The sequence below is a fragment of the Streptomyces sp. BBFR2 genome (assembly GCF_044497305.1).
Taxonomy (GTDB): Bacteria; Actinomycetota; Actinomycetes; order Streptomycetales; family Streptomycetaceae; genus Streptomyces.
Genome location: NZ_CP172415.1, coordinates 2,953,968 through 2,980,874, shown reverse-complemented (window position 1 = coordinate 2,980,874; position 26,907 = coordinate 2,953,968). Strand labels below are relative to the sequence as shown.

At 74.1% G+C, this 26,907-nt stretch carries 20 protein-coding genes and 1 tRNA gene; 7 read left to right on the top strand and 14 right to left on the bottom strand.

Annotated features, from left to right (window positions below):
* The first annotated feature begins 54 nt into the window (after positions 1-54).
* From tmk to ACGH2B_RS11475, 7 genes are all read left to right on the top strand, one after another.
* On the top strand, positions 55-3,318 hold the full coding sequence (tmk, locus tag ACGH2B_RS11505) for a dTMP kinase (RefSeq protein ID WP_399087678.1): 3,264 nt from the start codon (positions 55-57) through the stop codon (positions 3,316-3,318).
* 302 nt (positions 3,319-3,620) lie between these two features.
* Positions 3,621-4,919, top strand: a complete 1,299-nt coding sequence (locus ACGH2B_RS11500; protein ID WP_399087676.1) for a DNA polymerase III subunit delta' — start codon at positions 3,621-3,623, stop codon at positions 4,917-4,919.
* 577 nt (positions 4,920-5,496) lie between these two features.
* The gene (locus ACGH2B_RS11495) at positions 5,497-7,095 is read left to right on the top strand and encodes an alpha/beta hydrolase (protein ID WP_399087674.1); all 1,599 of its coding nucleotides are present in this window, start codon (positions 5,497-5,499) and stop codon (positions 7,093-7,095) included.
* An 81-nt stretch (positions 7,096-7,176) separates the two neighbouring features.
* Positions 7,177-7,250 (top strand) — tRNA-Thr (locus tag ACGH2B_RS11490).
* Between the two features lie 341 nt (positions 7,251-7,591).
* On the top strand, positions 7,592-9,172 hold the full coding sequence (locus ACGH2B_RS11485; RefSeq protein WP_399087672.1) for a class I adenylate-forming enzyme family protein: 1,581 nt from the start codon (positions 7,592-7,594) through the stop codon (positions 9,170-9,172).
* Between the two features lie 70 nt (positions 9,173-9,242).
* Positions 9,243-10,493, top strand: coding sequence for a 5-aminolevulinate synthase (hemA, locus tag ACGH2B_RS11480; RefSeq protein ID WP_399087670.1), 1,251 nt, complete (start codon positions 9,243-9,245; stop codon positions 10,491-10,493).
* Entirely contained in the window at positions 10,490-12,058 is a 1,569-nt protein-coding gene (locus ACGH2B_RS11475; RefSeq protein WP_399087668.1) for a long-chain fatty acid--CoA ligase, read from the top strand. The genes hemA and ACGH2B_RS11475 overlap by 4 nt, the downstream gene beginning before the upstream one ends.
* On the opposite strand, the gene ACGH2B_RS11470 is transcribed toward ACGH2B_RS11475, so the two are convergent.
* From ACGH2B_RS11470 to ACGH2B_RS11405, 14 genes are all read right to left on the bottom strand, one after another.
* Positions 12,024-12,671 carry a LuxR C-terminal-related transcriptional regulator gene (locus tag ACGH2B_RS11470; RefSeq protein WP_399087667.1) on the bottom strand — a complete coding sequence of 216 codons (648 nt, stop codon included), beginning with the start codon at positions 12,669-12,671 and terminating at the stop codon, positions 12,024-12,026. The genes ACGH2B_RS11475 and ACGH2B_RS11470 overlap by 35 nt on opposite strands.
* A gap of 202 nt (positions 12,672-12,873) precedes the next feature.
* Positions 12,874-14,706, bottom strand: coding sequence for an AMP-dependent synthetase/ligase (locus ACGH2B_RS11465; protein ID WP_399087665.1), 1,833 nt, complete (start codon positions 14,704-14,706; stop codon positions 12,874-12,876).
* Between the two features lie 51 nt (positions 14,707-14,757).
* Complete coding sequence (locus tag ACGH2B_RS11460; RefSeq protein WP_399087663.1) at positions 14,758-16,098, bottom strand: cytochrome P450; 1,341 nt, start codon at positions 16,096-16,098, stop codon at positions 14,758-14,760.
* A 4-nt stretch (positions 16,099-16,102) separates the two neighbouring features.
* Entirely contained in the window at positions 16,103-16,999 is an 897-nt protein-coding gene (locus tag ACGH2B_RS11455; RefSeq protein WP_399087661.1) for a class I SAM-dependent methyltransferase, read from the bottom strand.
* A complete protein-coding gene (locus tag ACGH2B_RS11450) occupies positions 16,993-17,826 on the bottom strand; it encodes an alpha/beta fold hydrolase (protein ID WP_399087659.1) in 834 nt (277 codons plus the stop codon). The genes ACGH2B_RS11455 and ACGH2B_RS11450 overlap by 7 nt, the downstream gene beginning before the upstream one ends.
* Positions 17,823-18,461 carry a substrate-binding domain-containing protein gene (locus tag ACGH2B_RS11445; protein WP_399087657.1) on the bottom strand — a complete coding sequence of 213 codons (639 nt, stop codon included), beginning with the start codon at positions 18,459-18,461 and terminating at the stop codon, positions 17,823-17,825. Before ACGH2B_RS11445 ends, ACGH2B_RS11450 begins: the two co-directional genes overlap by 4 nt.
* Complete coding sequence (locus tag ACGH2B_RS11440) at positions 18,454-19,209, bottom strand: DUF6182 family protein (protein ID WP_399087655.1); 756 nt, start codon at positions 19,207-19,209, stop codon at positions 18,454-18,456. The genes ACGH2B_RS11445 and ACGH2B_RS11440 overlap by 8 nt, the downstream gene beginning before the upstream one ends.
* Positions 19,206-20,360, bottom strand: coding sequence for a hypothetical protein (locus tag ACGH2B_RS11435; RefSeq protein ID WP_399087653.1), 1,155 nt, complete (start codon positions 20,358-20,360; stop codon positions 19,206-19,208). Before ACGH2B_RS11435 ends, ACGH2B_RS11440 begins: the two co-directional genes overlap by 4 nt.
* Entirely contained in the window at positions 20,357-21,805 is a 1,449-nt protein-coding gene (locus tag ACGH2B_RS11430; protein ID WP_399087651.1) for an FAD-dependent oxidoreductase, read from the bottom strand. The genes ACGH2B_RS11435 and ACGH2B_RS11430 overlap by 4 nt, the downstream gene beginning before the upstream one ends.
* Position 21,806: 1 nt before the next feature.
* On the bottom strand, positions 21,807-22,664 hold the full coding sequence (locus ACGH2B_RS11425) for a class I SAM-dependent methyltransferase (protein WP_399087649.1): 858 nt from the start codon (positions 22,662-22,664) through the stop codon (positions 21,807-21,809).
* A 60-nt stretch (positions 22,665-22,724) separates the two neighbouring features.
* Positions 22,725-24,428, bottom strand: a complete 1,704-nt coding sequence (locus ACGH2B_RS11420; protein WP_399087647.1) for a GH3 auxin-responsive promoter family protein — start codon at positions 24,426-24,428, stop codon at positions 22,725-22,727.
* Entirely contained in the window at positions 24,415-24,945 is a 531-nt protein-coding gene (locus ACGH2B_RS11415) for a hypothetical protein (RefSeq protein ID WP_399087645.1), read from the bottom strand. Before ACGH2B_RS11415 ends, ACGH2B_RS11420 begins: the two co-directional genes overlap by 14 nt.
* A gap of 128 nt (positions 24,946-25,073) precedes the next feature.
* The gene (locus ACGH2B_RS11410; RefSeq protein ID WP_399087643.1) at positions 25,074-26,306 is read right to left on the bottom strand and encodes a 3-deoxy-7-phosphoheptulonate synthase; all 1,233 of its coding nucleotides are present in this window, start codon (positions 26,304-26,306) and stop codon (positions 25,074-25,076) included.
* 50 nt (positions 26,307-26,356) lie between these two features.
* Entirely contained in the window at positions 26,357-26,872 is a 516-nt protein-coding gene (locus ACGH2B_RS11405) for a hypothetical protein (RefSeq protein WP_399087641.1), read from the bottom strand.
* Between the last annotated feature and the right edge of the window lie 35 nt (positions 26,873-26,907).

Sequence of the window (26,907 nt, the reverse complement as noted above, 5' to 3'; positions counted from 1 at the left end):
CGCCTTTGTTCGGGCGGGGCCCGCTCGGACGGGGCCTGCCGATAGGCTGGGCGGATGACGCGTGCCGAGCAGCCAACGGCCCAGACCCCCACTTCAGGCGCCCTTGCCGCGGATTCCCGCGAGCGCGCCGTACGAGCCCTGTTGCGCTTCCCCCCGCTGAAGCGGCTGTGGGGCGCCCAGTTCACCGGGGCCATCGGCGATGCCCTGTCCATGCTGGTCCTCGTCCTCCTCGCCCTCCAGGCGGCGCTGTACGTCCCCCTGGGCGGCCAGGCGGCGTTCGGCGGCGGCTACCGGGGCGCGGCCCTCGCGATCACCGTGGTCTTCGCGGCGAGGATGCTGGCGACCCTGCTCTTCGGGGCGGTCCTGCTGGGCCCGCTCTCGGCGCTGACCGCGCCCGCCGGGCCGCTCGACCGCCGCTGGACGATGATCACCGCGGACGTCGTACGGGTCGCGCTGCTGGTCGTCGCGCCGCTCTGGCTGGACTGGACGCACGCGAACGCGCTCGCCTGGCTGCTGGTCACGGTCTTCCTGACCGGTGTCGCCGAGCGCTTCTGGACCGTCGCGCGGGAGAGCGCCGCGCCGGGGCTGCTGCCCGCGCCGCCGCCCGAGGGCGCCGCGGTCCGGCCGCTGCCCGACAATCTGGCCGCGCTGCGGCGCCTGTCGCTGCGCACCACCTTCGTCTCACTGCCGCTCGCCGCCGCCGCGCTCGTCGTCGTCACCCTCGTCGGCAAGCTGCTGGGCACCGGCGTCGCGTGGTTCGACAGCCACCCGGCCGCCCTGGGCTCCTACGTGGCGGCGGGGCTGTTCGCCGCGTCCGTGTCGGTCCTCTACTTCATCGAACTGCCCGGTGGCGCCGCGCCGCGGCCGCGCTCTCCGCTGGAGGGGCTGCGCCGCGCCAAGGGCACCGGCGACGGCAAGGGCCGCACCGGCACCACCCCGCTGCTGGTGCTCGCCTGCGCCGCGGTCGCCGCGGCTGTCGCCGCAGCGGTCTCCCTCGCCGTGCTGCACGCCACCGACCTGGGCGGCGGCCCGGTCCTCTTCGCGCTGCTGGTGCTGGTGCTGACCGGCGGTCCGGTCGCCGGGATCCGCGGCGCCCGCCGGGTGCTCCCCGCGCTGTCCCGCCGCCGGCTGCTGGCCCTCGCGGTCGCCACGACGGGGCTGGCGCTGCTGGTCATGGGCCTGGTGACGGACGCGACGACGGCGGTGCTGCTGGCGCTGCTCGCCGGGGTGAGCGCCGGTGTCGCCGCCAACACCGGCCACGTCCTGCTGGAGCAGGAGGCCGAGGAGGCCGACCACGCCCGGACGACCGGGCATCTGCACGCCGTCGTCCGGCTCGCCGTCGCGGTGGCCGCGATCGTCGCGCCGCTGCTCGCCGCGGTCATCGGCCCGCACCGGGTCGGCGGCGGCGCGTTCGCCTTCGACCACGGCGGCGCCGCGTTCGCGCTGATGCTGACCGGCGCGCTGCTGCTGCCGGTCGCCGCCTGGGTACTCAGCAAGGTCGACGACCGCAGCGGCGTGCCGCTGCGGCGCGATCTGCGCGAGGCGCTGCGCGGCGGCGACCCGGAGCAGGCGCCCGCGCCCACCGGCTTCTTCATCGCCCTGGAGGGCGGCGACGGCGCGGGCAAGTCCACGCAGGTCGAGGCGCTCGCGGAGTGGATCCGCGCCAAGGGCCACGAGGTCGTGGTGACCCGCGAGCCCGGCGCCACCGCCATCGGCAAGCGGCTGCGCTCGATCATCCTGGACGTCTCCACCTCCGGGCTGTCGGACCGCGCCGAGGCGCTGATGTTCGCCGCCGACCGCGCCGAGCACGTCAACAGCGTCATCCGGCCCGCCCTGGAGCGCGGCGCCGTCGTCATCACCGACCGGTACATCGACTCGTCGGTCGCCTACCAGGGCGCCGGACGCAACCTCGCGCCCACCGAGATCGCCCGGATCTCCCGCTGGGCCACGGACGGCCTGGTGCCGCATCTGACGGTGCTGCTGGACGTCACCCCCGAGACCGCGCGGGAACGGTTCACCGAGGCGCCGGACCGGATGGAGTCCGAGCCCGCGGAGTTCCACGAGCGGGTACGCGCCGGGTTCCTCACCCTGGCCGCCGCCGACCCGGCCCGCTACCTCGTCGTCGACGCGGGCCAGGAGCCGGAGGCCGTCACCACCGTCGTACGCCACCGCCTCGACCAGGTGCTGCCGCTGTCGGAGGCCGAGGTCAAGGCGCAGGAGGAGGCCCGTAAGGCGGCCGAGGCCGAGGCCCGCCGCAAGGCGGAGGAGGAGGCCGCGCGCAAGGCCGAGGAGGCGCGGCTGGCGCGCGAGCGCGAGGAGCAGCTCGCGAAGCTGCGCGCCGAGGAGGAGGAGCGCAAGCGCCAGGAGCTGGAGGAGGCCAAGGCCCGCGAGGCCGCCCGGCTGGCCGAGGAGGCCCGGCAGCGCGCCGAGGAGGCGCGGCTCGCGGCGGAGGCCGAGCGCAAGCGCCGCGAGGCCGAGGAGCGGGCCCGCGCCGAGGAGCAGGAGCGGCTGCGCAAGCGCGCCGCCGAGGAGGCGCGGCTGCGCGCCGAGGCGGAGGAGCGCCGCAAGGAGAAGCAGCGCAAGGCCGAGGAGGCGCTGCTCCGCGCCGAACAGGCCCGCGTAGCGGCGGCCGAGGCGGCCGCCGCCGCGGAGGCGAAGGCGGCGGAGGAGGCCCGGCTGCACGCCGAGGCCGCCGAGGCGCCGACGACGCAGACGCCCGTCGCCGATCTGCGCAAGCGGACGGCGCGGGAGGGCGGTACGTCCACGGGGTCGACGGGGTCGTCCGCCGGGCCGTCGGGCGGTACGAGTTCCGGTTCCGGTTCCGCTCCGGGCGGTGCCGGCCCGGCCGGTGGCGGTGCCGCCACGGATTCCGCTTCCGATGCCGACAACGAGCGGACCGCCGCCCTGCCGCTGCCCGGGACGCCCGCCGGCGCGGCGGACGAGACGACGGTGCTGCCGCGCGCCGCGTACGACCCGGACTCCGAGGCGACCAGCGTGCTGCCGTCGGTCCGCCCGGAGGAGCGCGACACGGCCCCCGAGGACCGGGTGCCGTCGTGGCTCTTCCGCGACGACGAGGAGCACGGCGGCGCGCGGGGCACCGCGCACGAGCACCCGGCGCCCGCCGAGTCCGGCGCCGAGCGCACCCGGGAACTCCCGCAGCTCGACCCGGAGACCGGCCGCCCGGCGGAGCCCCCGCAGCGCGCCCGGCGCCGCCCGGAGTGGGCGGAGGAGACCCCGCTGGACGACCTCCCGACCCTCTCCGACGAGCTGTTCGGCCGGCACTCGGAGGACGACGACCGCCGGGGCCGCCGCGGCTGACCCGCGCCGACCGCCGCCCGCCCGTGGCCCGCAGCCTTCCCGCCGCGGGCCACGGGCGTTTCGTATGCCGGGGGCGGACGGCGGCCGGACCGGATTGTCGGTGGGGTGCACCACAATGGAACGAGCGCGAGACGCGGCGGCGCGTGCGGCGGCACCCGCACCCTGCCGTGGCGGCGCCGGGGCCTGCCGGCCCGCTCCCGCCCCTCGCGGCCGGGAGCGCGACGACAGCCCCTGGGCCAGCGGGAACGGAAGCCGCGACGGGCGGCACCGGATACGGAGCGGGAGAGGGACGGCGGTCAGCGATGGCGGTATGGGACGACGTGGTCGGCCAGGAGCGGGTGACGCAGGAGCTCGCCGCGGCCGCACGGGACGCGGACGCCCTCGTCTCCGCCGACCAGGCCCTCGGCACGGCGCTTCCCGGTGAACCGGCGGCCGGGGCGGGGCAGCCCGGGGGCGCCTCCCGGATGACGCACGCCTGGCTGTTCACCGGCCCGCCCGGCTCGGGCCGCTCCACCGCCGCCCGCGCCTTCGCCGCCGCCCTGCAGTGCGCCCACCCGTCACCCGACCCCCGCCCCTCATCGGCGCCCTACGGGCGGTCCACTGATATGGACCGCGCGCTGGGCGGCGCCCCCGGCTGCGGCTTCTGCGACGGCTGCCACACCACCCTCGTCGGCACCCACGCCGACGTCGAGATCGTCCGTACGGACCTGCTCTCCATCGGTGTGAAGGAGACCCGTGACCTGGTGCGCCGGGCCTCGCTCTCCCCGGCGGGCGGCCGCTGGCAGGTGATCGTCCTGGAGGACGCCGACCGCCTGACCGAGGGCGCCGGCAATGTCCTGCTCAAGGCCGTCGAGGAGCCCGCCCCCCGCACCGTCTGGCTGCTCTGCGCCCCCTCCATCGAGGACGTCCTGCCGACCATCCGCTCCCGGTGCCGCCACCTCTCGCTCCGTACGCCGCCGGTCGACGCGGTCGCCGATGTCCTGATGCGGCGCGACGGCATCGCGCCCGAGGCGGCCGCGGCCGCCGCCCGCGCCACCCAGGGACACATCGGCCGGGCCCGCCGCCTCGCCACCGACGAGCGGGCCCGCGCCCGCCGGGCCGCGGTCCTCAAGCTGCCGCTTCGCGTCGACGACATCGGCGGCTGCCTCAAGGCCGCACAGGAGCTGATCGACGCGGCCGGGGAGGACGCCAAGCAGGTCGCCGAGGAGGTCGACACGAAGGAGACCGAGGAGCTGCGGGCCGCCCTCGGCGCCGCCGCGGGCACCGGGGGGCGCCTCCCCCGTGGCACCGCGGGCGTGATGAAGGAGCTCCAGGACCGCCAGAAGCGCCGCGCCACCCGCACCCAGCGCGACAGCCTCGACCTCGCCCTGGTCGACCTCACCGGCTTCTACCGCGACGTCCTCGCCCTCCAGCTCGGCGCTTCCGTCCCGCTCGCCAACGACGAGGTCCGCGACAGCCTCGACCGCATCGCCCGCGCCTCGACCCCGGCCCGCACCCTGCGCCGCATAGAAGCGGTCCTCGCCTGCCGGGAAGCCCTGGACCGCAACGTCGCGCCCCTGCTGGCCGTCGAGGCGATGACGGCCGCGCTGCGGGCGGGGTGAGGACGGAGCGTTCGGCGTGCGGTGGCCCGTTCCGGCCCCGGTGCGTTCGGCCCCGGCATCTCCGCCCTCGGCACTTCCGACCTCGGCATCTCGGCCCTCCGCCCTCCGTCCGTCGGCCCCGGCGCCTCCGCCCTCAGCCCGCTCCCGGCCCCGCCCGTATCTGCCCGGCCCTGGCCTACCTGGTCATGACCGCACCCGTCCGGCCGCGACCGCCCCGGACCGCACCCGCCCCTCCATGACCACCCCCGTCTCCCGAAACCCAGCCGCGGGCGCCCTCGCGGGGCGCCGTCACCGCGGGCAGAGGCCCCGCGGGCGGATACCGCCACGGCCGCTCCGCCCCACGTACAGCACACACCGCCTCCTCCCCGCTACGCTCCGTTCATAAGATTTCGGGCACCGCGCCCATACCCCGCACCGGCCACCGGTCTCCGCGCCCCGCGCCCGGCCGCCGGCCCGGCGGACGCGGCGCCGCACCGCCAGCTCCCCGCACCACCCACGCCGCACGCCGCCGGCGCACCGGCAACTCCGCACCCGTCCTCCGTACGCCCACAGAGTTCACAGGGACAAGGGACCGCCCATGGCCACCAGCCGTCCGTTCCGTATCTCCGCCGCGTTCTTCGCGGCCACCGCGCTGCTGATCTCCGGCTGCTCCTCGGGACCGTCGTCCTCGCCCTCCGCGGCAGGTCAAGGGCGCGCCGAGGACGCCGACGCGTCCGGGATGTCCAGCAGCTCCCCGCAGTCCACCCTTGCCCCGCTCGCCACCGCCGTCCCCGCGGACCTCCGGCCGTACTACGACCAGAAGCTCAACTGGCACGCGTGCGGCGTCAGCGGCTTCGAGTGCGCCACGATGAAGGCGCCCCTGGACTACGCGCGGCCCGGCGAGGGCGGCGACCTCGAACTCGCCGTCGCCCGGAAGAAGGCCACCGGCCCCGGCAAACACATCGGCTCGCTGATGGTCAACCCCGGCGGCCCCGGCGGCTCGGCGATCGACTACCTCCAGCAGTACGCGCCGGAGCCCGCCGCCGTCCGCGCCCGCTACGACATGGTGGCGATGGACCCGCGCGGTGTGGCCCGCAGCGCCCCGGTGAAGTGCCTCTCCGACCAGCAGATGGACCACTACACCCGGACCGACCAGACCCCCGACGACGCCGCCGAGGCCGACAAGCTGACCACCGCCTACCGGAACTTCGCGAAGGGCTGCGAGGCCCGCTCCGGCAAGCTCCTGCCACATGTCTCCACCGTCGAGGCGGCCCGCGACATGGACGTGCTGCGCGCCGTCCTCGGCGACCGGAAGCTGTACTACGTCGGCGCCTCGTACGGCACCTTCCTCGGCGCGACGTACGCCGGGCTGTACCCCTCCCGCGTCGGCCGGGTGGTGCTGGACGGCGCGATGGACCCCTCGCTCGGCCCCCGCCAGGTCAACATCGAGCAGACCGCCGGCTTCAACACCGCCTTCACCGCCTTCGCCGAGGACTGCGTCAAGCGCGCCGACTGCCCGCTCGGCACGAAGAGCGCCGAGGACGCCGGCAAGCGCCTCTCCGCCCTGTTCAAGAAGGCGGACGCGCATCCGCTCGACACCGGCGGGGACCGCACCCTCACCGAATCGCTCGCCATGACCGGCGTGATCGCCGCGATGTACGACGAGAAGGCATGGCCCGTCCTGCGCGAATACCTCGCCCAGGCCGAGAAGGGCGACGGCAGCGGCCTGCTGACCCTCTCCGACAGCTACTACGAGCGCGACCCGAACGGCCACTACGCCAACCAGATGTACGCCAACCCGGCCGTGAACTGCCTCGACCTGCCCCCGGCGTACACCTCGCCCGCCCAGGTCCGCGCCGACCTGCCGCGCTTCCGCAAGGCGTCCCCCGTCTTCGGCGACGAGTTCGCCTGGGCCTCCCTGAACTGCGCGTACTGGCCGGTCAAGCCCACCGGTACCACCGAACGCATCGAGGCGAAGGGCGCCGCCCCCATCGTCGTCGTCGGCACCACCCGCGACCCCGCCACCCCGTACACCTGGGCCAAGGGCCTCGCCGCCCAGCTCTCCAGCGCCACCCTGCTGACGTACGAGGGCGACGGCCACACCGCCTACGGCCGCGGCAGCACCTGCATCGACAAGGCCGTCAACACCTACCTCCTCGACGGCACCCCGCCCCCGAAGGGCAAGCGCTGCACCTGACCCCGCCCCCACCCCTCTGACCAGCCCGTCAACCGAGTACGAACCACCCCTCCGGCATGTGTAGACTGGGCCGCGCACCACGCCGCCTTAGCTCAGTCGGCCAGAGCGACGCACTCGTAATGCGTAGGTCAAGGGTTCGATTCCCTTAGGCGGCTCAGGAGAAAACCCCAGGTCACGTTGTTTGTGACCTGGGGTTTTTCGTTGTGTGGTGACTTTCCTGGGCGGCGCGTGATGATCTCCGGCTCCTTGTGCGCGGGGCCGTGTGGCCCCTGCCGGGTGGGTGTTGCGGAGTACGGCCCCGGGGGCTCCCGATGGGTGACGAATACGTGGTCGCCAGGGGCCCTGCCCGTTCGGGTACCCCCCGTTGGGGAGCCGCACGGGGAGGCGATCGAGGTGGACGAACACGCCTGTGCCCGGCCGTGTGTGGCCGGAAGACTCCAGTCGTCGGAGCGAGAGCTGACTGCCGCGTTCGGCGGGGCAGGGAGGAGACGGCGGCATGGTGACTGCGGGCGGGGCCTGGTGGGCGGCGGCGGGTGGTTATGTGCCCGAGGTGCTGGGGGTGATGGCGGAGCACCCCGAGAAGGTGGTGCTGCGCTACCCGGGCACGGAGCTGACCGCGGGCGCGTATCTGCGGGCCGTCACCGGTGCCTACCGGGTGCTGCGGGCGAACGGGGTCGGGCGCGGCACCGTGGTCGCCGTGCTCACCGCGCCCAACAGCCCGGACATGATCAGCGTGCGGCACGCCGCCCACCTGGCGGGCGCCGCGGTCTGCTATCTGCGCTCCACCAACCCGGGTACCAGCTCCACGATGCTGCCGCTCACCGATCAGCTCGGCATTCTGCGGGCCACGGGGGCGAGCGTCCTCTACGCCGACCGGGCCGGCGCGGCGCGCGCCGCCGAGCTGGCCGCGGGTTCCGGAGCGGTTCTTGTCGGTCCCGGGCAGGCCGGGGCCGCCGGGATCGTGCCCGGCGACGACCCCGGGGACGTCGCCCCGGAGTGCGGGGAGCCGGACGACCTGTCGGTGATCATGTTCACCAGCGGGAGCACCGGCCGCCCCAAGGGGATCCGTAAGTCCGTGCGGTCCTGGGAAGGGTCCGTCCGGATCGCGATCGAGACGCCCGCGGAGGCCGAGAAGATCACTGCGCTGTTCAGCACCCCGCTGAGCCACAGTGCCGGGCTGCTGGTCGACGGGGCCCTGGCGGCGGGCGGCAGTGTGGTGCTGCTGCCGGAGTTCGACGCGGACCAGGTGACGAGGGCCGTCGCCGAGCACCGCGTCACCCGCACCTTCATGGCCACCACGCAGCTCTACCGGCTGCTCGACCACCTCGACGATCTGGGGCACCGGGACGCCGAAGAGGCCGGGCTGGCCGGGCTGCGGCGCCTGATCTACAGCGGGACGTCGGCGGCGCCCAGCCGGATCGCCGCCGCGTACCAGGTGTTCGGCCCGGTCCTGCTGCAGCTCTACGGCACCACGGAGAGCGGCCGTATCGCCTTCCTCGACGGGGCCGGGCACGCCGACGCCGAGCTGGCCGCGACGGTCGGCCAGGTCTTCCCCGAGGTCGAGGTGGAAGTGCGGGACCTGGAGAGCGGGGCGCCGCTGGCCGACGGGCAGGTCGGTGAGATCCGGATGCGCTCCCCGCAGCTCATGGACGGCTACCTCGATCCGGCGCTCGACGCCGATGTGCTGTACGACGGCTGGTACCGCACCGGTGACATCGGCTACCGCGACGCGCGCGGCAACCTCCATCTCTTCGACCGGGTCTCCGACGTCGTCAAGGTCGACGGGGTCAAGGTCTACCCGACCGTCGTCGAACGCGAGTTGCTCACCCTGCCCGGCGTCGCCCTCGCGGCCGTCTACGGCGTACGCGACGGCGACGGCACCGAGCATCTCCACGCCGCCGTGACCTGCCGCCCCGGCACGCGCGTCGAACCCGACGCGGCACGTAAGCACATCAGCTCCGCGCTCTCCCCGGCACAGGCCCCCGAGCGGGTCCTGGTGCTCGACGAACTCCCCATGAACGCGGGGGGCAAGCCCGACAAGGCGCGGCTGCGCGAACACAGCGCCGCTGCCGACTGAGGCACCGCGTCACCCGACTTTCCCGACGGCTTCGGCCACCTTCATCCCTTGCTGACCGAGAGGAACTCCCATGCCCCGCCACCTGGACTACTTCACCGACCAGCTCACCGACGAGCAGCGCCGCACCCGTACCTTCCTGGAGATCGGCCGCCGGGCCGGCAACTTCCCCAGCGCGATCGCCCGTACCGCCGACGAGGACGCCGAGGTCAGCGTCTGGTGCAGCAACGACTACCTCGGGATGGGGCAGCACCCCGCCGTCCTGGCCGCCGTCCATGACGCCGTCGCCCGGTTCGGCGCCGGATCCGGTGGCTCCCGCAACATCGGCGGCACCAACCACCGCCACGTCGAGCTGGAGCGCGAACTCGCGGACTGGCACGGCAAGGACGCCGCGCTGCTCTTCACCTCCGGCTACACCGCCAACGACGGCGCGCTCGCGGTGATCGCGGGCAACCCCGAGGGCACCGTGGTCTTCTCCGACGAGCTGAACCACGCGTCGATCATCGACGGGCTGCGGCGCAGCGGCGCCCAGAAGCGCATCTTCCGCCACAACGACGTGGCGCACCTGGCCGAACTCCTCGCCGAGGCCGACCCGGAGGCGCCGAAGCTCATCGTGCTGGAGTCGGTGTACTCCATGTCCGGTGACGTGGCGCCGCTCGCCGAGATCGCCGACCTCGCCGAGCGGTACGGCGCGACCACCTTCCTCGACGAGGTGCACGCCATCGGCATGTACGGCCCCGAAGGCGCGGGCATAGCGCCGCGTGAGGGCATCGCCGACCGGTTCGACATCATCATGGGCACCCTCGCCAAGGGCCTGGGCACCGCCGGTGGTTACATCGCCGGACCGCAGGACCTGATCGACGCGGTCCGCACCCTGTCGCGGGCGTTCGTCTTCACCACGTCGCTGCCGCCCGCCACCGCGGCCGGCGCGCTGGCCGCCGTACGCCACCTGCGCTCCTCCGACGCCGAGCGGGAGAGCCTGGCCAGGAACGCCCAGCTCCTGCACCGGCTGCTCGACGAGGCGGATGTGCCGTACCTGTCGTCCGACTCGCACATCGTCTCCGCGCTCGTCGGCGACGACGCGCTGTGCAAGAAGGCGTCGGCGCTGCTCCTGGACCGGCACAAGATCTATGTGCAGGCCATCAACGCGCCCAGCGTCCGTGCGGGCGAGGAGCTGCTGCGGATCGCCCCGTCGGCGACGCACACCGAGGCCGATGTGCAGAAGTTCGCCGAGGCGCTCGCCGGTATCTGGCAGGAGCTGAAGATCACCACGGCGTCCGACCGCGCGGCCGGACGTACCGCCGCGGCGAAGGAGCTTGTGTGACCCGCCCGCTGGCCGCCGTGCTCGCCGATACGGCGGCACGGCGGCCGGACCGTCCGGCTCTGGTGTGGGACGGCACCGCCGTCACCTACGCGCGGCTGTGGGAGCGGGCCCGTCACTACGCCGGGGTGCTGCGCCGCCACGGCGTCGCCCCCGGTGACCGGGTCGTGCTGCTCCTGCCCAACTCACCCCGCTTCCCGGCCGTCTACTTCGGCGTCCTCGCCCTGGGCGCGGTCGTGGTGCCGATGAACGCGCAGTCCCGCGCCGCCGAGGTGGAGTTCGTGCTCAAGGACTGCGACGCGCGGGCCCTCATCGGTGAGGGCACCGCCCTGGAGCAGGGCGCTCCGGCCGCGTCCGCCGCCGGGATCACGCTGTTCACCGTGGCGGACGGCCATGGGGACGGCCATGTGGACGGCATCGCTCTCGACGCGCCGCACGCCGGGGGGCCGCTCGCGGACCGGGTGGCGGTCGCCCCGGACGATCTGGCGGCGATCCTCTACACCTCGGGCACCACCGGCCGCCCCAAGGGCGCGATGCTGACCCATCGCAACCTCGTCACCAACATCGAGGTGACCGCCGTCTCGCCCTTCGGGGTCCAGGAAGACGATGTGCTCTACGGCTGCCTGCCGCTGTCGCACACCTTCGGGCAGATCTGCGTCATGGGCACCTGCTTCCTGGCCGGCGCCACGCTGGTCCTCGCACCCCGGTTCACCGCCGAGCAGGCGCTGAAGGAGATGCGGCGCCACGGCTGCACCGTCTTCATGGGGGTGCCGACCATGTACCACGCACTGCTCGAAGCCGTGGCCGAGGGCGAGCCGGCGGTCCGGCTGCGGCGCGCCTACAGCGGCGGATCCGCGCTGGCGGTGACGGTCCTGGAGCAGGTGCGGCGCACCTTCGGCTGCGAGGTGTACGAGGGGTACGGGCTGACCGAGACCTCGCCGTGCGTCGCGTACAACCAGCCGGGGGTGCCGCCGCGGCCCGGCACCGTGGGGCTGCCGGTCGAGGGCGTGGAGGTGGCCATCGCCCGTGCCGAGGTGGAGGGCCGGGTGGAGCTGCTGCCCGCGGGCGAGGTGGGCGAGGTCGTCATCCGGGGGCACAACGTGATGGCCGGCTACCTCGGTCTGCCGAAGGCCACCGCCGAGGTCCTCGTGGACGGCTGGTTCCGTTCCGGGGATCTCGGGCACCTGGCGCCGGACGGCTACCTCACCCTCGTGGACCGGAAGAAGGACGTGATCATCCAGGGCGGCTACAACGTCTACCCGCGGGAGGTCGAGGAGGTGCTGCTGCGCCATCCGGGCGTCGAGCAGATCGCCGTGGTCGGGGTGCCGGACCCGGTCCGCGGTGAGGAGGTCTGCGCGGTCGTGGTGCGCCGGAGCGGCGCCGGTGACGACGCCGGTCTCCGGGACGGGATCGATGAGCTGGCGCGGCGGGAGCTGACGGGCTACAAACGGCCGCGCCGGGTGGAGTTCGTCGAGCACCTGCCGCTCGGCCCCAGCGGCAAGGTCCTCAAACGGGAGCTGGCGAAACGGCTGCTCACTTCACGAGAAGACCGATCTCCAGCGCTTTGACCACGGCGAGCGTGCGGTTGGGGCTGTTGAGCTTGGCGAGGATGTTGCCCATCAGCCGCTTGACGCCGTTCTCGGAGATGCCCAGGGAGCGGGCGGCCTGTTTGTTGCTCAGGCCGCCCGCGACCAGCTCCAGGACCTGCACCTCACGCGCCGTCAGGGCGACGGAAGGGCCGGGCCCGGCCGGCACCAGCAACTGCCGTGCCAGACCGGCCGATACGTGGAAGCGCCCGGCGGACACATCGTCCAGCGCCTCCCGCAGCAGGCTGAGATGGAGGGCCGAGCGGTCCACGAAGCCGTGCACATGCGGGGCCCAGCACGAGGTCACCCGCTCATCGGGGCGGATGAGCACGATCAGCCGGACCTCGTGGTCGTGGAGTCTCCCGGCCACCGCCGGGTCGGCGACCTCCTCCAGTTCGGCGGCGGAGGTGAGCAGCAGGTCCGGTGCCACCTCCGGGGCGGCCTCCGCGGCGCCGGCGATGGTCGGATAGCTGAAGATGCCGGTGATCGACTCCAGGGAACGCAGCATCCCTTCGAGTCCGTAACGGTGGATGTCCTTACGGACCGCCAGGGCGACGGTGAGGCCCCGTGGGTGCCGTGGTGCCGGAAGGGACATGGTCGCTCCTGCTTGCTGTACGAGGGGGTTACGGGTCGTGCGAGGGTGGCCGCCCCGTGCGGGGCGGCCGCCTTCCTGCGGGTGTCCGTGGTTGCCGGGAGGGCCGGTGGGGGCGGCCGGGAGGGAGCTGTCCGGGATCCGTCCGGGGCGCGGGGCGTCGGCCGCGGGCCGGTCGCCGTACCGGCCGGGGCTCCGCCCGCGGTCAGTCCTCGGCGTACATCGACTCGATGGCTCTCGCGTGCAGCTCGGCTATGGCCGTGCGGCGCAGGCTGAGCTTCGGGGTCAGCTCACCGGACTCCGGCGTCCACGGGGCGGACAGCAGCCGGTACTTCTTGATCTGCTCGACGCGGGCGAGGACGGCGTTGGCGTCGGCGACGGCGCGCGCCACGGCGTCCCGGACGGCCGGGTGACGGGCCGGTTCGTCCGTCCCCGCCAGGTCGATCCCGTTGGCCTTGGCCCACGTGGGCACCGCCTCCTCGTCCAGGACGAGCAGCGCGGTGACGTAGCGGCGGCGGTCGCCGATGGCGGCGGCCTGGCCGATCAGCGGGTGGGCGCGCAGCAGGGACTCCAGCCGGGTCGGGGCGATGTTCTTGCCGCCGGCGGTGATGATCAGCTCCTTCTTGCGGTCGGTGACGGTGACCAGACCGCGGGCGTCCACGGAGCCGACGTCGCCGGTGGCGAGCCAGCCGTCGGCGTCGGTGGCGGGCTCGACGGACAGGCTGCCGCCGTCGGCACGCAGATAACCGGCGCACACCACGGGGCCGCGCAGGAACAGCTCGCCGTCGGCGCCGGTCCGCACCTCGATGCCGGGGCCGGGCCGCCCGACCGCGCCCAGCGTGAAGTGCTCCGGCGTGCTGATGGTCGCGGCGCCGGTGGTCTCGCTGAGGCCCCACACCTCGTACACGCTCAGCCCGAGGCCGGCGAGGAATTCGAGGACGGCGGTGGGGATCGGCGCCGCGCCGCTGAACGCGCGGTGGCAGTCGTCGAACCCGATGGCGGCCCGGACCGGCCGCAGCACGGCCGCGTCCGCCTTCTCCAGCCGGGCGGCCAGCTCGTCGGGCACGTCCCGGCCGGCCGACCGCAGCCGGTACACCTCGACGGCCGTCTCCTGGGCCCGCGCGAGCGCCGCGGCCTCCTCGGGCGGCAGCGCCGCGATCCGGGCGCGGGCCGCGCCCGCCAGCTTCTCCCACACCCGCGGTACGCCGAAGAACGCGTGCGGGCGCACCGCCCGCAGCGTCGGCAGGAGCTGCGCCGGGTCGTCGCAGAGGGTGACGTGGCCGACGTTGCAGATCGGCATGTAGATGCCGAGCACCCGTTCGGCGATGTGGGCCAGCGGCAGGTAGGCGACGGAGCGCGGATGCTCGGGTACGGCGACCAGCCGGTCCTGCATCACCGACTCGTAGATGACGTTGCGGTGGGTGAGCACCACACCCTTGGGGTCGCCGGTGGTGCCCGAGGTGTAGACGATGGTCAGCGGCGTGTCGGGCGTCGCGGCGTCGGTGAGTTCTTCGAAGGCGGCCTCGTCGGGCAGTTCGCGGATCAGGTCCGCGTACGCGACACAGCGCGGGTCGTCCGCCGAGGCCGCGTCCGCCTCCACGAGCACGACCGCGCGCAGCCGGTCCATCTCCGCCAGCGCCGGGCCCCAGCGCTCCAGTTGCCCGGCGTCCTCCAGGACGACGACGGTGGCCGCGCTGTGCCGGGCCACGAAGCGAAGCTGTTCGGTGCTGAGCGTGTCGTACGTGGTGCAGGCCGGCGCGCCGAGGTGGACCGCGGCCAGGTCGGCGATCCAGTGCTCGGGCCGCTTGGACATGGCGATCAGCATCCGCTCGCCGCGGGCCAGGCCGAGACCGGCCAGACCGTGGGCGAGCGCGGCGGTCTCGGCGCGCAGCCGCGACCAGGTCCAGGTGGTCGCGTCCGGGCCGATGCCGCTGGTGAGCGCCGGGCGGTCGGCGTGGTCGCGGGCGTTGCGGCGCAGCAGCCCGGTGATCGTCACGTCCTCGGTGGCGGACAGGTCGAGCGGTGTTGCGAAGGCCACGACGGGCTCCCTTCCTCGCAAGGGTCGGTTCCGGCTGTACGGGGCGCCGCGTCAGCCGCGCGGCCGTACGACCAGGGGCAGGCTGTGCAGATGCGGCAGGGAGGCGGACACCATGCGGATCCGGGAGCCCGGCGCGATCCGCACCTGCCAGCGGGCGGTGACGGCGGCCAGGGCGACGGTCATGGTGACCGCGGCGAGGTGCTCCCCGATGCAGCGGTGCGGGCCGATGCCCCAGGGGAAGAAGGCGCCGCGGGGCAGGTCCTGCCCGGCGGCGGACTCGGTGCGCTCCGGGTCGAAGCGGTGCGGGTCCGCGTAGGTGGCCGGGTTCCGGTGCATGGCGCGCGGGCTGTAGCCGATCTCCGCGCCGGCCGGGACGAGCGTGCCGGCGACGACGACATCGTGCCGGGCCCGCCGGGTGGACAGCATCGGCGCGTGCAGCCGCAGCGCCTCGTCCACGACCTTGCGGGTATAGGCCAGCTCTCCGACGTGGTCGTAGGTGAGCGGCGCGCCGTCCAGGACCTCGCGGGTCTCGTCGTACATCCGCTGCTGCACCTCGGGGCGGATGGCCGTTTCGAAGAGGGCCCAGGACAGGGAGGTGCTGGTGGTTTCGAGGGCGGCGAAGAGCATGATCAGGAACTCGCCGCGGATCTCGTGATCGGTGAAGGGGCGGCCGCCGTCCGGATGGGTCGCCTTCAGCAGGAGGTCGAGGACGTCCGGCGCGGCGGTGCCGGGGTGGGCCCGCCGGTCCTGGATCAGCGCGTCGATGACGGCGTGGAAGCGGGCCATGGCCGCCTCGAAGCGCCGGTTGGCCGGGGTGGGCAGGGACGTCACGGCCTCGGGCAGGACGGTTCCCGGCAGCAGCCGGTGGGCGATCATCCCGAAGGTCCGCCGGATGTCGTGGATGACGGCCCGGTCCAGATCCGCGCTGAACAGGGAGCGCAGCACCACCGCGGCGACGTAGTCCGCCATCTCCTCGTCCGCCGCCACCGGCACGCCCGGCTGCCAGGCGGCGAAGCGCCGCTCCGCCTCCCCGACGACGAGCTGACCGTGGCCGCGCACGCTGGTCCGGGTGAAGGCCGGCTGGAGAGCGCGCCGCTGGTGGCGGTGGACCGGCCCGTCGGAGGCGATCGGCGGATTCCCGAAGTGCCCGGCCAGCACCTCGAAGAAGCGGCCGCGTTCGAAGGAGTCGCTGTCGATCTGGATGCGGTGCACCACGGCCGGGTCGTTGGCCAGGTAGATGCCGAGCGGGCCGAACGCGACGTGGACCAGCGGATCCCGGGTCCTGACGGACTCGAAGAACGACAGCGGGCGGCGCAGTATCGCCGGCAGATGGCCCAGGACGGGGACCCGCCCGGGGGCCGGCGGACAGGGGACGGTGATCGTTGCTGACATGGCTCTACGGGCTCCTCGTCGTTGCCTGGGCGGCCGGCCGGCGTGGGCCGGGGGCGGGTGGGGGCACGGTGCCGACGGCGAGCACGTTGCCCTCGCTGATGTAGCCGTCGGGGTCGTCCAGCGGGTGGGCCGGGCCGGCCGGATCGGCGAACGGCCGCCACCCGTCGCCGAGGCCGAGCGCCAGGGCCTGCCCGGCGAGCCGCGCGCAGGCGGCCTTGTAGAAGTCCTGGGCGGCGGGTGTCAGCGGGGCGTGGTGCTCGATCAGCAGGGTCTGCTGGCGTACGCCGGTGAGTCCGGCGCGCTTGAGGTGCCGGTACAGCTCGCGGGTGCGCAGGAGCTGCCGCGCGTACCCCGGCTCCGCGCCCGCGGCGCGGAAGAAGTCGGTGAAGAGGTAGGGGTCCGCGGGCCGGGCGGTGATCAGGTGGGCGTCCAGGTCCTTGACGGCGAGGATGCCGCCGGGGCGGACGACCCGCGACAACTCCGCGAGCACCCGCGCCAGTTCCTCGTCGTCGAGGTACTGCACGGTGTTGGCGCACCAGGCGGCGTCGAAGGTGTCGTCGGGGAAGGGAAGGTCCAGCAGGCTCGCCGTGCGGACGTCGGTGGGGCAGGGCAGGCGCCAGGCGGCCACCCGGTCCGCGGCGAGCGCGGCGTTCTCCCCGGCCAGGTCGACGGCGGTGACCGCGCCCTCGTCGCCGACGAGCGCGGCGAGGTGCGGCAGGAAGTCGCCGGTGCCGCAGCCCGCGTCGAGAACGTGCTGACCGGGGCGGATACCGGCCTGGCCGAGCAGGTCCAGATAGGGCTGCTCACAGGCGCGGAAGTGCGCGTCGACGATGGTGCGGTGGGTGAAGCCGAGGCCGGTCGACGAGGTGTAGCCCCAGTTCTCGTGGTCGTCGGTCAGCACGCCGCCGCTCCGCTCCCGACGCCCGCCGCGGCGTCGAACCCGTCGGTCCCGTCGATCTCGTCGAGGAGTCCGCGGAGCGCGTCGGTGACCTCGCCGGGGGCCTCCAGCGGCGGCAGATGTCCGGCGCGCGCGAGGGTGAGCAGGCGCCCCTGCGGCAGTACGTCCGCGAGGTAGCGGCACTCCTCCGGTGTGACCAGCGCGTCCTGCCCGCCGGAGATCACCAGGGCGGGTATCCGGGCGGCCCGCAGCACCTCGGTGGAGTCGGGGCGGGCGGCGATCGCCCGCTGGGCCCAGACCAGGGCGGCGGGGTCGGCGGCGTGGGCGTCGGCCAGGACCCGCGCGAGCAGCTCGGGGCGTTCGGCGCGGGTGGCCTCGGCGAGCAGCAGGTGGGTGACGCGCTCCACGACCACCGGGCGGAGGACGGGGTCCTGGACCAGCTCCGCGAACTGCAGCCGCTGGGCCGCGGCCTCCGGGGCGTCGGCGGTGGCGCGGGTGCCCAGGAGGGCGAGCCCGGCGACCCGGTCGGGGAAGCGGCGCAGGAACGCCATGGCCACGTAGCCGCCCATGGACGCGCCGGCGAGGACCACCCGGTCCATGCCGTGCCCGTCGAGCGTGCGGGCCAGGTCACCGGCGACCACGTCGAGGGAGGGCGGGGCGTCGCCGAGCGGGGCGGTGCCGAAGCCCCGCTGGTCGACGGCGAGGACCCGGTGCCCCCGGGCGCGCAGGGCACGCTCCTGCGCCTCCCACATCGAGGCGTGCAGCGACAGGGCGTGCAGCAGGACGACCGGTGTGCGGTGCCCGCCGGACGGGTGGGGGCTGACGGTCATCGGGAGGCCGCCGCCTCGGCCGAGGTGACGAACTGCCTGATGTGGTCGTGCTGTTCGGCGCCGCGCAGCCACGCGAGGGTGACCGGGGCGGGCGGCAGGTCGTGGATCGGCACCACCTCGATACCGGGCGGCGCGATATCGGCGAGGGAGATCAGCGAGATGTGGATGGCGTCGCCGGCGGCGACCGTCCGCATCATCTCCGGGACGGTGCGGACCCGGCGGACGCGGCGGATGGGACGCCCGGACAGGGTGCGCGGCGGTACGACGTCGTCCCAGACGTCGGCGGGGAAGTCGCCGGGCGGGGCGAAGGCGTCGTAGTCGGCCAGCTCCTCGACGGAGACCGACGCACGGCCGGCGAGCGGATGCCCGGAGCTGACGACCACGGCACGGGCGTCCTCGGTGAGCACCCGGCTGCACACCAGGTCGGGCTCGTTGATGCCGAACTTCACGATCATGACGTCGAGTTCGCCGGCGCGCACGCCGCGGAACGGGTCGGCGATGTCGTACTCGCTCAGCTCCACGGCGGACTCCTCGCAGCCGGCGAGCCGGACGATGCGGGACACCACCTCGGTGGAGCCGTGGTAGCCGAACCGTACGGTCCGGGAGCCGGCGGCGGTCAGGGTCTGCTCAGGCAACGAGGGCCTCCTCGGTCAGTCCGGCGGCCACGTCCAGCCGTCCGGGAAGGTGTTTGTCGGGGGTCACCCGCACGCTGGCCAGCCGCGCGGGCAGCCCGGCGATACGGGGGAGCTGGTGGACGACCAGACGGTCACCGGGGGCGATGAGGCCGTCCAGGACGGCTTCCACCAGCACATGGTTGACGTGGACCAGCGCCTCCGAGACGGTGCACTCCGCGGTGGCGAGGTACAGGTGCCGCAGGGCCCGGGGGCGCCCCGGCGGGCGGTCCCCGTCCGGTATCTCGACCAGGGTGTCCGGGCGGGCCGTCAGTCCGGCGGGGGCGTTGAAGAGCTTCAGGAGCCTGCGCAGCGAGGAGGTCGCCGCGGCGGGCCCCGGCGCGGTCCACGCCGCGGAGCAGTCGTCGGCGACGTGCGCGAAGCGGAACCGCTCCCGCAACTGCGCCGGATTGCCCGCGAGGAAGACGGTGCGGGTGAAGGACGTACGCCACCGTTCCGCCTGCTCCGGCCCGATGCCGAGCGCGAACACGCAGGTGTCGCGCACCCACCGGACCGGATCGACGTTCCTGAGCACCGCCACGGCCATGGTGCCCGCGTCGCCCTCGGCGCTGATGTCGCTGCGGGCGGCGGTCAGCCCGTCGTACGAGGTCAGATCGTGCCGGGCGGCGAGGTCGGGGCGGGCGACGCGGATGCGGAGCGCCGCCTGTTCGCGCAGGCAGTCCTGGGTCAGGGCAGGCACCGTCGTCGTCACAGGAACACCTTTCGCAGCAGGTCGGCGGTGGCCGCGCTGCGGCGCTTGCCGAGGAGGCGGGAGGTCAGCCGGTAGGGGTCGACGTAGACGTGGTCCTTGCGGTGCTGCGCCAGCCGGTCCTGGAGCGTCGCCCCCTCGGGCTCCGGCCCGGCCGTATCCAGCAGCCGGGCGGCCCGCTTGACGGACTGCAGCAGCAGATCCGCGCGGAACGACTGCTGCCACCCGGGACCGAGTACGGCGATGAAGTACAGCCGCATGCCCAGGCGTACGGCGTCCTCCGGGTACTCGGCGCGGGCGGCCGCCAGGAGCGGTCCGGCGTGCAGCCCCTGCCAGCCGCCGTGGCGCGCCGAGTGGATCTGCCCGTCGATGGGCACCCGCCCCACCGACACCCGCCGCACGCGGGGGCCCAGCGCCGCCAGCACCCGCTCCAACTGGAGGTAGTCGGAGTCGAGTTGGTGATCATAGAGCAGGACCACCTCGTCGAAGTCCGGGGCGAGGGGGATCAGCTCCCGCAGGGCGCAGGCCAGGTAGTTCGGCCGCCCGTCCGACGTGACGAGCTGGCGCAGGGGCAGCCCGAAGCGGGTGAGGTCGAGGTAGACGGGGCCGCCCACCGCGCGGTGGTCCAGGCACATGTCCAGACCGGTGAGCCGGTCGAGGGCGGTCTCCAGGTCCAGGCCGGGCGGCTGGTGCCGCAGCAGCCCCGGATCGTACAGGCCGAGCGCCGCGTAGTGCTCGGACCACATCTGGAGGACGCGGGCGCTCACCGGATGCACCCAGCCGCGTTCGACCGCCGCGGCGTACGGGAGCAACGCCTGCGCGGGGGCGCGTTCGGCCGCGCGGAAGGCGACGTACAGCTCACCGATGCGCTCCTCGGTGAAGTCGGCGTAGTCGTCGGTGCCGCGGGTGCGGTCGAGGAACTCCCAGAAGCCCAGGGTCTGTTCGGTGAGGTGGTAGGTGGTGTGGCTGTAGCGGAAGGCGACGTCCGCGAGGGGGCGGGTCGCCCGGTACATCACGTCCGCCCACAGCAGCCCCTTGAGGTGGCTGGGGGTGAGCGGCTTGGACGGGGTGATCGTGATGGGCGCGAGGAGCACCCGCGGCCGGTCCACCGCGTCCGGCAGCGGGCGGGCGCCCGCCACGGAAAGGGTCGTCATGCGCGCGTCCCTTCTGCCGTGAGGACACGGCGTACGAACGCGTCCCGGCCGAGCGGCGGGGACGGTGTCGGTCCGGCGGGGGCCGCCTGCCGGACCCGGGAGAGGAACTTGTCGTCGGCGAACAGCTCCGCGGGCGTGGCCAGGGTCATCAGCATCCGCGTCAGCCCCCGCCACACCGTGCCGTCGCTGCGGGCGGCGTTCACGATCTCCTCGGTGGTGGGCAGCTCGCCGTGCGGCGCGGGCGCGGCGGGGGCGGGCGTGCCGTCGGCGGCGGCCCGCCACCGGGCGATACGGAGCCGGTCGGACGCCACGGACTGCTCGTACCAGGGCAGGAACAGGTCGTGGGTCATCCGGGCGGCGGCCCGGCGCTGCGTGATATCGATGTCAGGCAGTTCGGCCAGCAGGTCCGCGAGCCGGAAGGCGTGGTCGAGGGCGAGCGAGACACCGCGGCCGAGGAGCGGATTGGTGACGCAGGCCGCGTCGCCGACCTGGAAGAGGCCCGGGACCGGGCACTGATCAGGACCGGCCGCCCCCCGGAGGGTGCTGGGCGGGCTGGAGATCACCCGCACCGGGGAGATCGGGGAGCTGACACCGTCCGCCAACCAGGGGGCGAGGCCCGGGGTGGCGAGGGCGGCCGCGGTGAATCCGCGGCGGGTGCGCAGGCCCGCCAGCGCCGTGTCGCCCGGCAGGGTGCCCAGGGCGATGGAGAAGGTGTGGTTGTCGCCCGGGTGCAGCACCCCCGCGTAGTGGTCGAAGATCTCCCCGACGCCGTGGCCGCGGTTGAGCGGGCCCGGCAGGGCGCGGCCCTTCAGCCGGTAGAAGCGGGTGTGGCCGGCCAGCCCGGACGGGCCGGTGCGGTCGGCGGCCAGCGGGACCCCGGCGGCGTGCAGCCAGCGGCGGGACAGCGCCCGGCGTCCGGTCGCGTCCACCACGATGCCGGCGGGGACCCGCTCGCCCGCGGTGGTGACGACGGCCCGCACCCGCCGGTCCGCGGGGTGGAGGTCGAGACCGGCGACGGTGGTGCCGTGCCGGAAGGAGACGCCCGCCGTGTCGCGGACCGCCCGGTACAGCAGGATCTCCAGGGCGGCGCGGCGGCAGCCGAGCGCGACCAGCTCCTTGTCGCCCGGCTCCCGGGCACTGTCGGTGGCGTCGGCGGGCAGCGCCCGGGTGAGGTCGAGCAGGGGCGCGCCCGCGGCCCGCAGCCCGGCCAGTACGTGCGGCGCGCGCTCGCGCAGGACGCGGACGCCGAGCGAGGTGAGGGTGTGCGACTGCAGGCCCTGGGGCACCGTCGGGCGCTGCCATCCGGAGGCGGCGTCCTCGGTCGTGGACCACGGGGGCGGCTCGGGGGCGCGCTCCAGCACCAGGACGCGGTAACCGATACCGGACAGTGCCAGTGCGCTCGCCAGCCCGGCCACACTTCCGCCGGCGATCACTGCGGTCGTCATGTCAGCGCCGCCGCCCGTGGACGAAGAACACCCGGCGTACGTCGCGCACGCTGCGCGGCGGCACCGGGTCGGGCCAGCGCCCGAAGTCGGCGCCGTGCTCCCCGGGCTGGGTGGCCCGTACGTCGAATCCGTAGCGCTCGAAGAGCCGCTCCGGCTCGTCCGTGCCGAACAGCCAGGGGCATCCCCAGCCGCTGAAGACGTCGAGCAGACCGCGCATGTGGGGCAGGGTCAGGGCGGCGGCGTTGACGATGTCGGCGGCGATCCGGCTGCCGGGCGCCATGATCGCGGCCACCCGCTCCAGGATGCGGTGGGCGTCGGGCTCGGGGATGTAGTACAGGAGCCCTTCGAGCAGCCAGGTGGAGGGGGCGGTGGGGTCGTACCCCGCGGCCGTCAGGTCGTCCTCCCAGTCGGGGGAGGTGAGGTCGACGGCGACCTTGCGGTGGTCGACGCGGGGCTCGGCCGCCCCGAACCGCTCGTCCTTGTAGGCGAGGACGGCCGGGCGGTCGACCTCGAACCACCGCACCCTGTCAGGCCAGTTCAGGCGGTAGGCGCGGGAGTCCATACCGGCCGGGGCCAGCACGATCTGCGTGGTCTGCGGGTCGGCGGCCGCCTCCTGGAGGTGGTCGTCGAAGAACCGGGTGCGGATCGCGTTGTAGTCGGGGGTGCTCGGCAGGGTGCGTGCGCGGCCCGGCGGGAAGGTGGCGTGCCGTACCTCTGCGAGCAGGTCGGGGCCGATGTCCCCGGCGAGGCCGGCGGCGTACGGGTCCTCGTACAGCCGGTCCGCTCGCTCGGTCTCGGCGGCGCGCAGGGCGGCGGTGAGGAGTGCGGTCCGCTCCACGGCGTCCAGTGATGTGCTCATGTCGGTCCTTCGGTCGGGTGGGGGGTGTACCGGCTTGCGGTGGCGTCGCGCCCGCCGGGCTCAGGGGGCCGCGGCGCCGTGCCGTTGGGGGTCCTGGCCGGTCAGCCGGGCCCACTGCCGCGGGTCCTGCCGGAACAGCCGGTCTTTGACCTGGGTGGGGCGGATGCCGCTCTCGACCTGGTCCTGCCAGTCGCGCAGGAAGGCGTCGGGGTCCAGCCGCAGCAGCGTCGGCGCGGCCAGCCGGCCCTGGGCGCGTGCCGTGCGGTAGCCGGCCGATTCGCGTCCCAGGGCCTCGTCGAGGAGGACGGTGAACCGGTCGGACGCGTCCTGGCCCCACGGGGTGCGCGGGGCGACGGCGAAGGCGTAGCCCGCGGGCCGGTCCGGGGCGCCGGTGACCCGGCAGGCGGCGTTGCGCAGCGCGAGCCCGGTGGCCGTCAGCGCGCTGTCCAGCGCCCTGATGACCTGGGCGTCGCGCAGCCGCTCCCCGGCGTGGTCGGAGAGGCTCGCGCGGCCGGTGTATTCCAGGCGGGGGACGCCGCCCTCCCGGTCGACGACGCGGACGACGTCGCCGACCGCGTAGCGGTAGAGCCCGCCGACGTGGCTGAAGACGACGTGGTAGTCGCGGTCGGTCTCCAGCTCGTGGGGGAGCAGGGTGGCGGTGTGGGGGCCGAGGTCCTGATCGGCGTCGGCGAACTCGTACACCGCGGCGTTCACCACGAGGCTGCCGGCGCTGGGGTGCCGGTCGAGGGCGACGCCCACCGGGCCCTCGGAGGCGGCCACCGGCGCGGGCAGGGCGGCGACGTCCGGCCCGAAATCCTCACGCAGCCGGGGAAGGTAGAGCGAGGCCAGCCCCGTGGTCCAGCAGAACAGCGCGCGCATCCGGGGCCAGATGTGGGCCGGGAGCACGGTGCCGTGGCGGTGGGCGAGCCGTTCGAGCTCCTCGGCGCGGGCCGGGTTCGGGGCGCGGTGCGGCAGCCCGCCGAGCGTGCCGTCGCGGACCTCCTTGACGATGCGCGGCCACCACAGATTGAGCTGGTACGGCACGGCGGCGACCATCGCCGGGTTGATGCCGATGACACAGCGGACGTCGCTCTCCACCGCCAGGCGCAGCCGCAGGTACATCTTCTCCGCGTGCTGGTCCGCCGCGACGGGCACGGGCAGGGTCGCCCACGGGGCGCCGGTGCCGGGCTCCGCGGAGAGCGGTTCGCCGAAGGCGGCGCCGAAGTCGACCTGGCTGGCGCCGACATGGGGCTTCCCGGATGCCGTGGTGGGCGGCGCCGCGATCGGGTCGTGCTTGAGGTTCAGAACCGCGTCGGGGGAGTCCAGGACGTCCGGGAAGTGCTCGATGAGCGGCGCCCACGCGGCGTAGTAGAAGGGGAAGAAGGTCGTCCGCATGAAGCGGGGGGTGACCGGGATCTTCTTGTGCGCGCCGGTGGAGCCGCTGCTGGTGAAGAACACCGCGGGCCGGTCCGCGGTCAGCACGTTCGCCTCACCGCCCGCGGCCCGCTCGATCCACGGTTCCAGGTCGGCGTACGTCTGCACCGGGACGGCCGCGCGGTACTCGTCGAGGGTGCGGATCCGGCCGAAACCGTGCTCCTTGCCGTATGCCGTCCCGGCGTTGAACTCCAGCAGGTCGCGCAGCGCCCGCTCCTGGTGGCCGGCCGGGTCGGCGAACGTGGCCCGCAGCGCCCGCCGTTCGGCGAGAACCCGCTCGCGGTAGCGCCGCACGCGAGCGGGGTCGGCCCAGGCTTCAGCAGAACTCATGGGTGAGCACCTCTCGTATCGCCTCCGCGGTGGGCTCCGGACGGCCCATTTCTTCGATGACGGTGACGGGCAGGTCCTGGATCTCGTCCCGCATGACCTTCGCCAGATCGGTCTGGTAGCGGCGGAAGCCGTCCCAGCCCGGACGCGGACCGTAGTGCTCCAGGATGTTGAGATCGGCGCCCTGCCCGCACCGCTGCCAGGTCGTCTCGGGCGGTACGTCGAGATAGATCACCCGGCTCGGCCGGGGAAAGGTCCGCCACCAGGTGAGCAGCGGACTTTCCCCGGCCCCGGCGAGATGACACTTCGCCAGCAGCTTGTAGTAGTAGGAATCGACGACAACGGGTGTCCCGGCATCGCCGCGCAGCAGCTCGTCGCGCAGATGGACGACGGCGGTCTGCACGAGCGTGGCGAAGAAGTCCGGGGACCAGTCGCCCCGGTGCGGCGCCACATCCTTGACGACGTTCCGCCGCAGCCGCCCGATGAGGGCGTGCTCGGGCGCGAGACGGTCGTCGTCCACGGAGAGGAACCGCCACGAAGGCGCGGCCCGGGCGAGTCGGTCGAGCGCCGACGACTTGCCCGAGTAATCGGGGCCGAGAAGTACGCAGAAGGGCGGATGCCCGGTGCCGAAGTCGATGGGAGCCTCCTCTACAGGGCCGAGACGAAGGTGTTGACGGCCAGGTCCGCCTGGACCGGGTTGAGCCGGGGGTCGCAGAGGCTGGTGTAACGCGAGGTCAGCGCCGCTTCGTCCGGTACGTCCGCGCCCACGCACTCGGTGACGCCCTCGGCGGCGGCCTCCAGGTGCAGACCGCCGGGGCGGACCCCGGCCTCGCGCAGGGCGGAGACGAAGCCCCGGATCTCGTCGGAGATGTCCGCCAGACTCCGCGTCTTGAGCCCGTTCGCGGCCTTGTACGTGTTGCCGTGCATCGGGTCGCAGAGCCAGACGACGGGGTGTCCCGCGTTCTTCACCGCGCGGGCGAGCTCCGGCAGCAGCTTGCGGACGTCGTCCTTCCCGAACCGCGCGATCAGCGTGAGACGGCCCGGCTCCCGCTTGGGGTCGAGGCGCTCGACCACGTCGAGCAGGTCCCGCACCGTCGCCTTGCCGCTCACCTTGCAGGCGACCGGGTTCAGCACGTCCGCCAGCAACCGGACGTGCGCGCCCTCGCTGTGCCGGGTGCGCTCCCCGATCCACGGCAGATGGGTGGAGCCCAGGAACCAGCCACCGGTGGACTCGTTGAACCGCACCAGCGCCGTCTCGTAGTCCATGACCAGCGCCTCATGGCTGATCCAGGTGCGCTCCCCGGGCGCCGGACTCGGCCCGTGCCGCTCGTCGAGGGCGTCGGCCACCGTCTTGGCGGCCCGGTAGGCGCGGAGCATCCGGTCCGGGTCGTGTCTGCGGGCCGCCGGGACCGGGTCCTCGGAGTTGACGATGTGGCCGCGGAAGGCCGGCAGCAGGCGGCCGTCCACGTTCTCCGTGGGCGCCGACCGGGGTTTGGCGAACTGTCCCGCGAGCCTGCCGATCCGGACGACCGGAATCCCGGTCGGACCCGCGAGGGCACCGGCGAGGCGGGCTATGGCCTCCGCCTTGCGGGCCGCGTGCTCGGGCGTGCACTCCGCGAAGCTCTCCGCGCAATCGCCGGCCTGCAGCACGAGGCTGTCACCGGCCGCGACGCCGGCGAGTTCGCGGCGGAGCTGGAGCAGGTCGGGCAGCCGGGTGAGGACGGGGCGGCCGGAGAGGTCGGCGCAGACCTCGTCCCGCCGGGCCGGATCGGCCCAGGAGGGCTGCTGGCCTGACCGGTAGAAACGCCAGCCGGTCTGGTCCCCGGCGTGGGAATGCGGAGTGCGGGCCGCCTCTTCGGCGGCCGCGACGGCTTGGGGCATGACAGTTCCTTCACTGTGTCGGACGGCGATCAGGGGGGTGGCAGCTCGGGTCAGTCATCCGCGAGCTGGACCATGTGCGGGTTGAACTGCTCGTGCACATAGGCACGTCCACCGCCGGCGTAGTGGATGACGTACTCCTTGAAGGCGGAGTCCACCCACCGCTCGGTGAGGCTGTCGCGCCAGCGCATGAGCCCGGTGGACAACTGCTCACGGTGCTGGTGGACGTGCTGGTCACGCAGTTGCAGGCCGATGGGGGTGAGCGAGTCGGGCACCCCCATGCGGCTGCGGGCCGCACCGTCGAACACCACCCGGTTGATGCTGACCACCTCCTGCTCGGAGGTCACCAGGCAGGAGCGGCGCTCCAGAACGACGGTGGTGTCCACGAGTCCGAGCGCGGAGCGGATCCCGCTCGGGAGCCGGTCCGCCGTGGTGTCGCCCTGGGCGTCGACCCGGATCGACAGCTCGTGGCCGGTGAGGGCCTGCAAGAGCAGGGTGGTGGAACCGTCGCAGGCCAGCAGCATGCGGGTGCTGGCGCTCAGTTCAGGCGTCGTGGGGAGGAGGGTCATCATGGTCTCCTGAGCTGCCCTTGGTGTGCTGGAGA

Excerpts from the sequence above, each read along its gene's own strand:
- tmk (WP_399087678.1), top strand. The coding sequence starts at position 55 with ATGACGCGTGCCGAGCAGCCAACGGCCCAGACCCCCACTTCAGGCGCC.
- ACGH2B_RS11500 (WP_399087676.1), top strand. The coding sequence starts at position 3,621 with ATGGCGGTATGGGACGACGTGGTCGGCCAGGAGCGGGTGACGCAGGAG.
- ACGH2B_RS11495 (WP_399087674.1), top strand. The coding sequence starts at position 5,497 with ATGGCCACCAGCCGTCCGTTCCGTATCTCCGCCGCGTTCTTCGCGGCC.
- ACGH2B_RS11485 (WP_399087672.1), top strand. The coding sequence starts at position 7,592 with ATGGTGACTGCGGGCGGGGCCTGGTGGGCGGCGGCGGGTGGTTATGTG.
- hemA (WP_399087670.1), top strand. The coding sequence starts at position 9,243 with ATGCCCCGCCACCTGGACTACTTCACCGACCAGCTCACCGACGAGCAG.
- ACGH2B_RS11470 (WP_399087667.1), bottom strand. The coding sequence starts at position 12,671 with ATGTCCCTTCCGGCACCACGGCACCCACGGGGCCTCACCGTCGCCCTG.
- ACGH2B_RS11460 (WP_399087663.1), bottom strand. The coding sequence starts at position 16,098 with ATGTCAGCAACGATCACCGTCCCCTGTCCGCCGGCCCCCGGGCGGGTC.
- ACGH2B_RS11450 (WP_399087659.1), bottom strand. The coding sequence starts at position 17,826 with ATGACCGTCAGCCCCCACCCGTCCGGCGGGCACCGCACACCGGTCGTC.
- ACGH2B_RS11435 (WP_399087653.1), bottom strand. The coding sequence starts at position 20,360 with ATGACGACCCTTTCCGTGGCGGGCGCCCGCCCGCTGCCGGACGCGGTG.
- ACGH2B_RS11430 (WP_399087651.1), bottom strand. The coding sequence starts at position 21,805 with ATGACGACCGCAGTGATCGCCGGCGGAAGTGTGGCCGGGCTGGCGAGC.
- ACGH2B_RS11425 (WP_399087649.1), bottom strand. The coding sequence starts at position 22,664 with ATGAGCACATCACTGGACGCCGTGGAGCGGACCGCACTCCTCACCGCC.
- ACGH2B_RS11420 (WP_399087647.1), bottom strand. The coding sequence starts at position 24,428 with ATGAGTTCTGCTGAAGCCTGGGCCGACCCCGCTCGCGTGCGGCGCTAC.
- ACGH2B_RS11410 (WP_399087643.1), bottom strand. The coding sequence starts at position 26,306 with ATGCCCCAAGCCGTCGCGGCCGCCGAAGAGGCGGCCCGCACTCCGCAT.
- ACGH2B_RS11405 (WP_399087641.1), bottom strand. The coding sequence starts at position 26,872 with ATGACCCTCCTCCCCACGACGCCTGAACTGAGCGCCAGCACCCGCATG.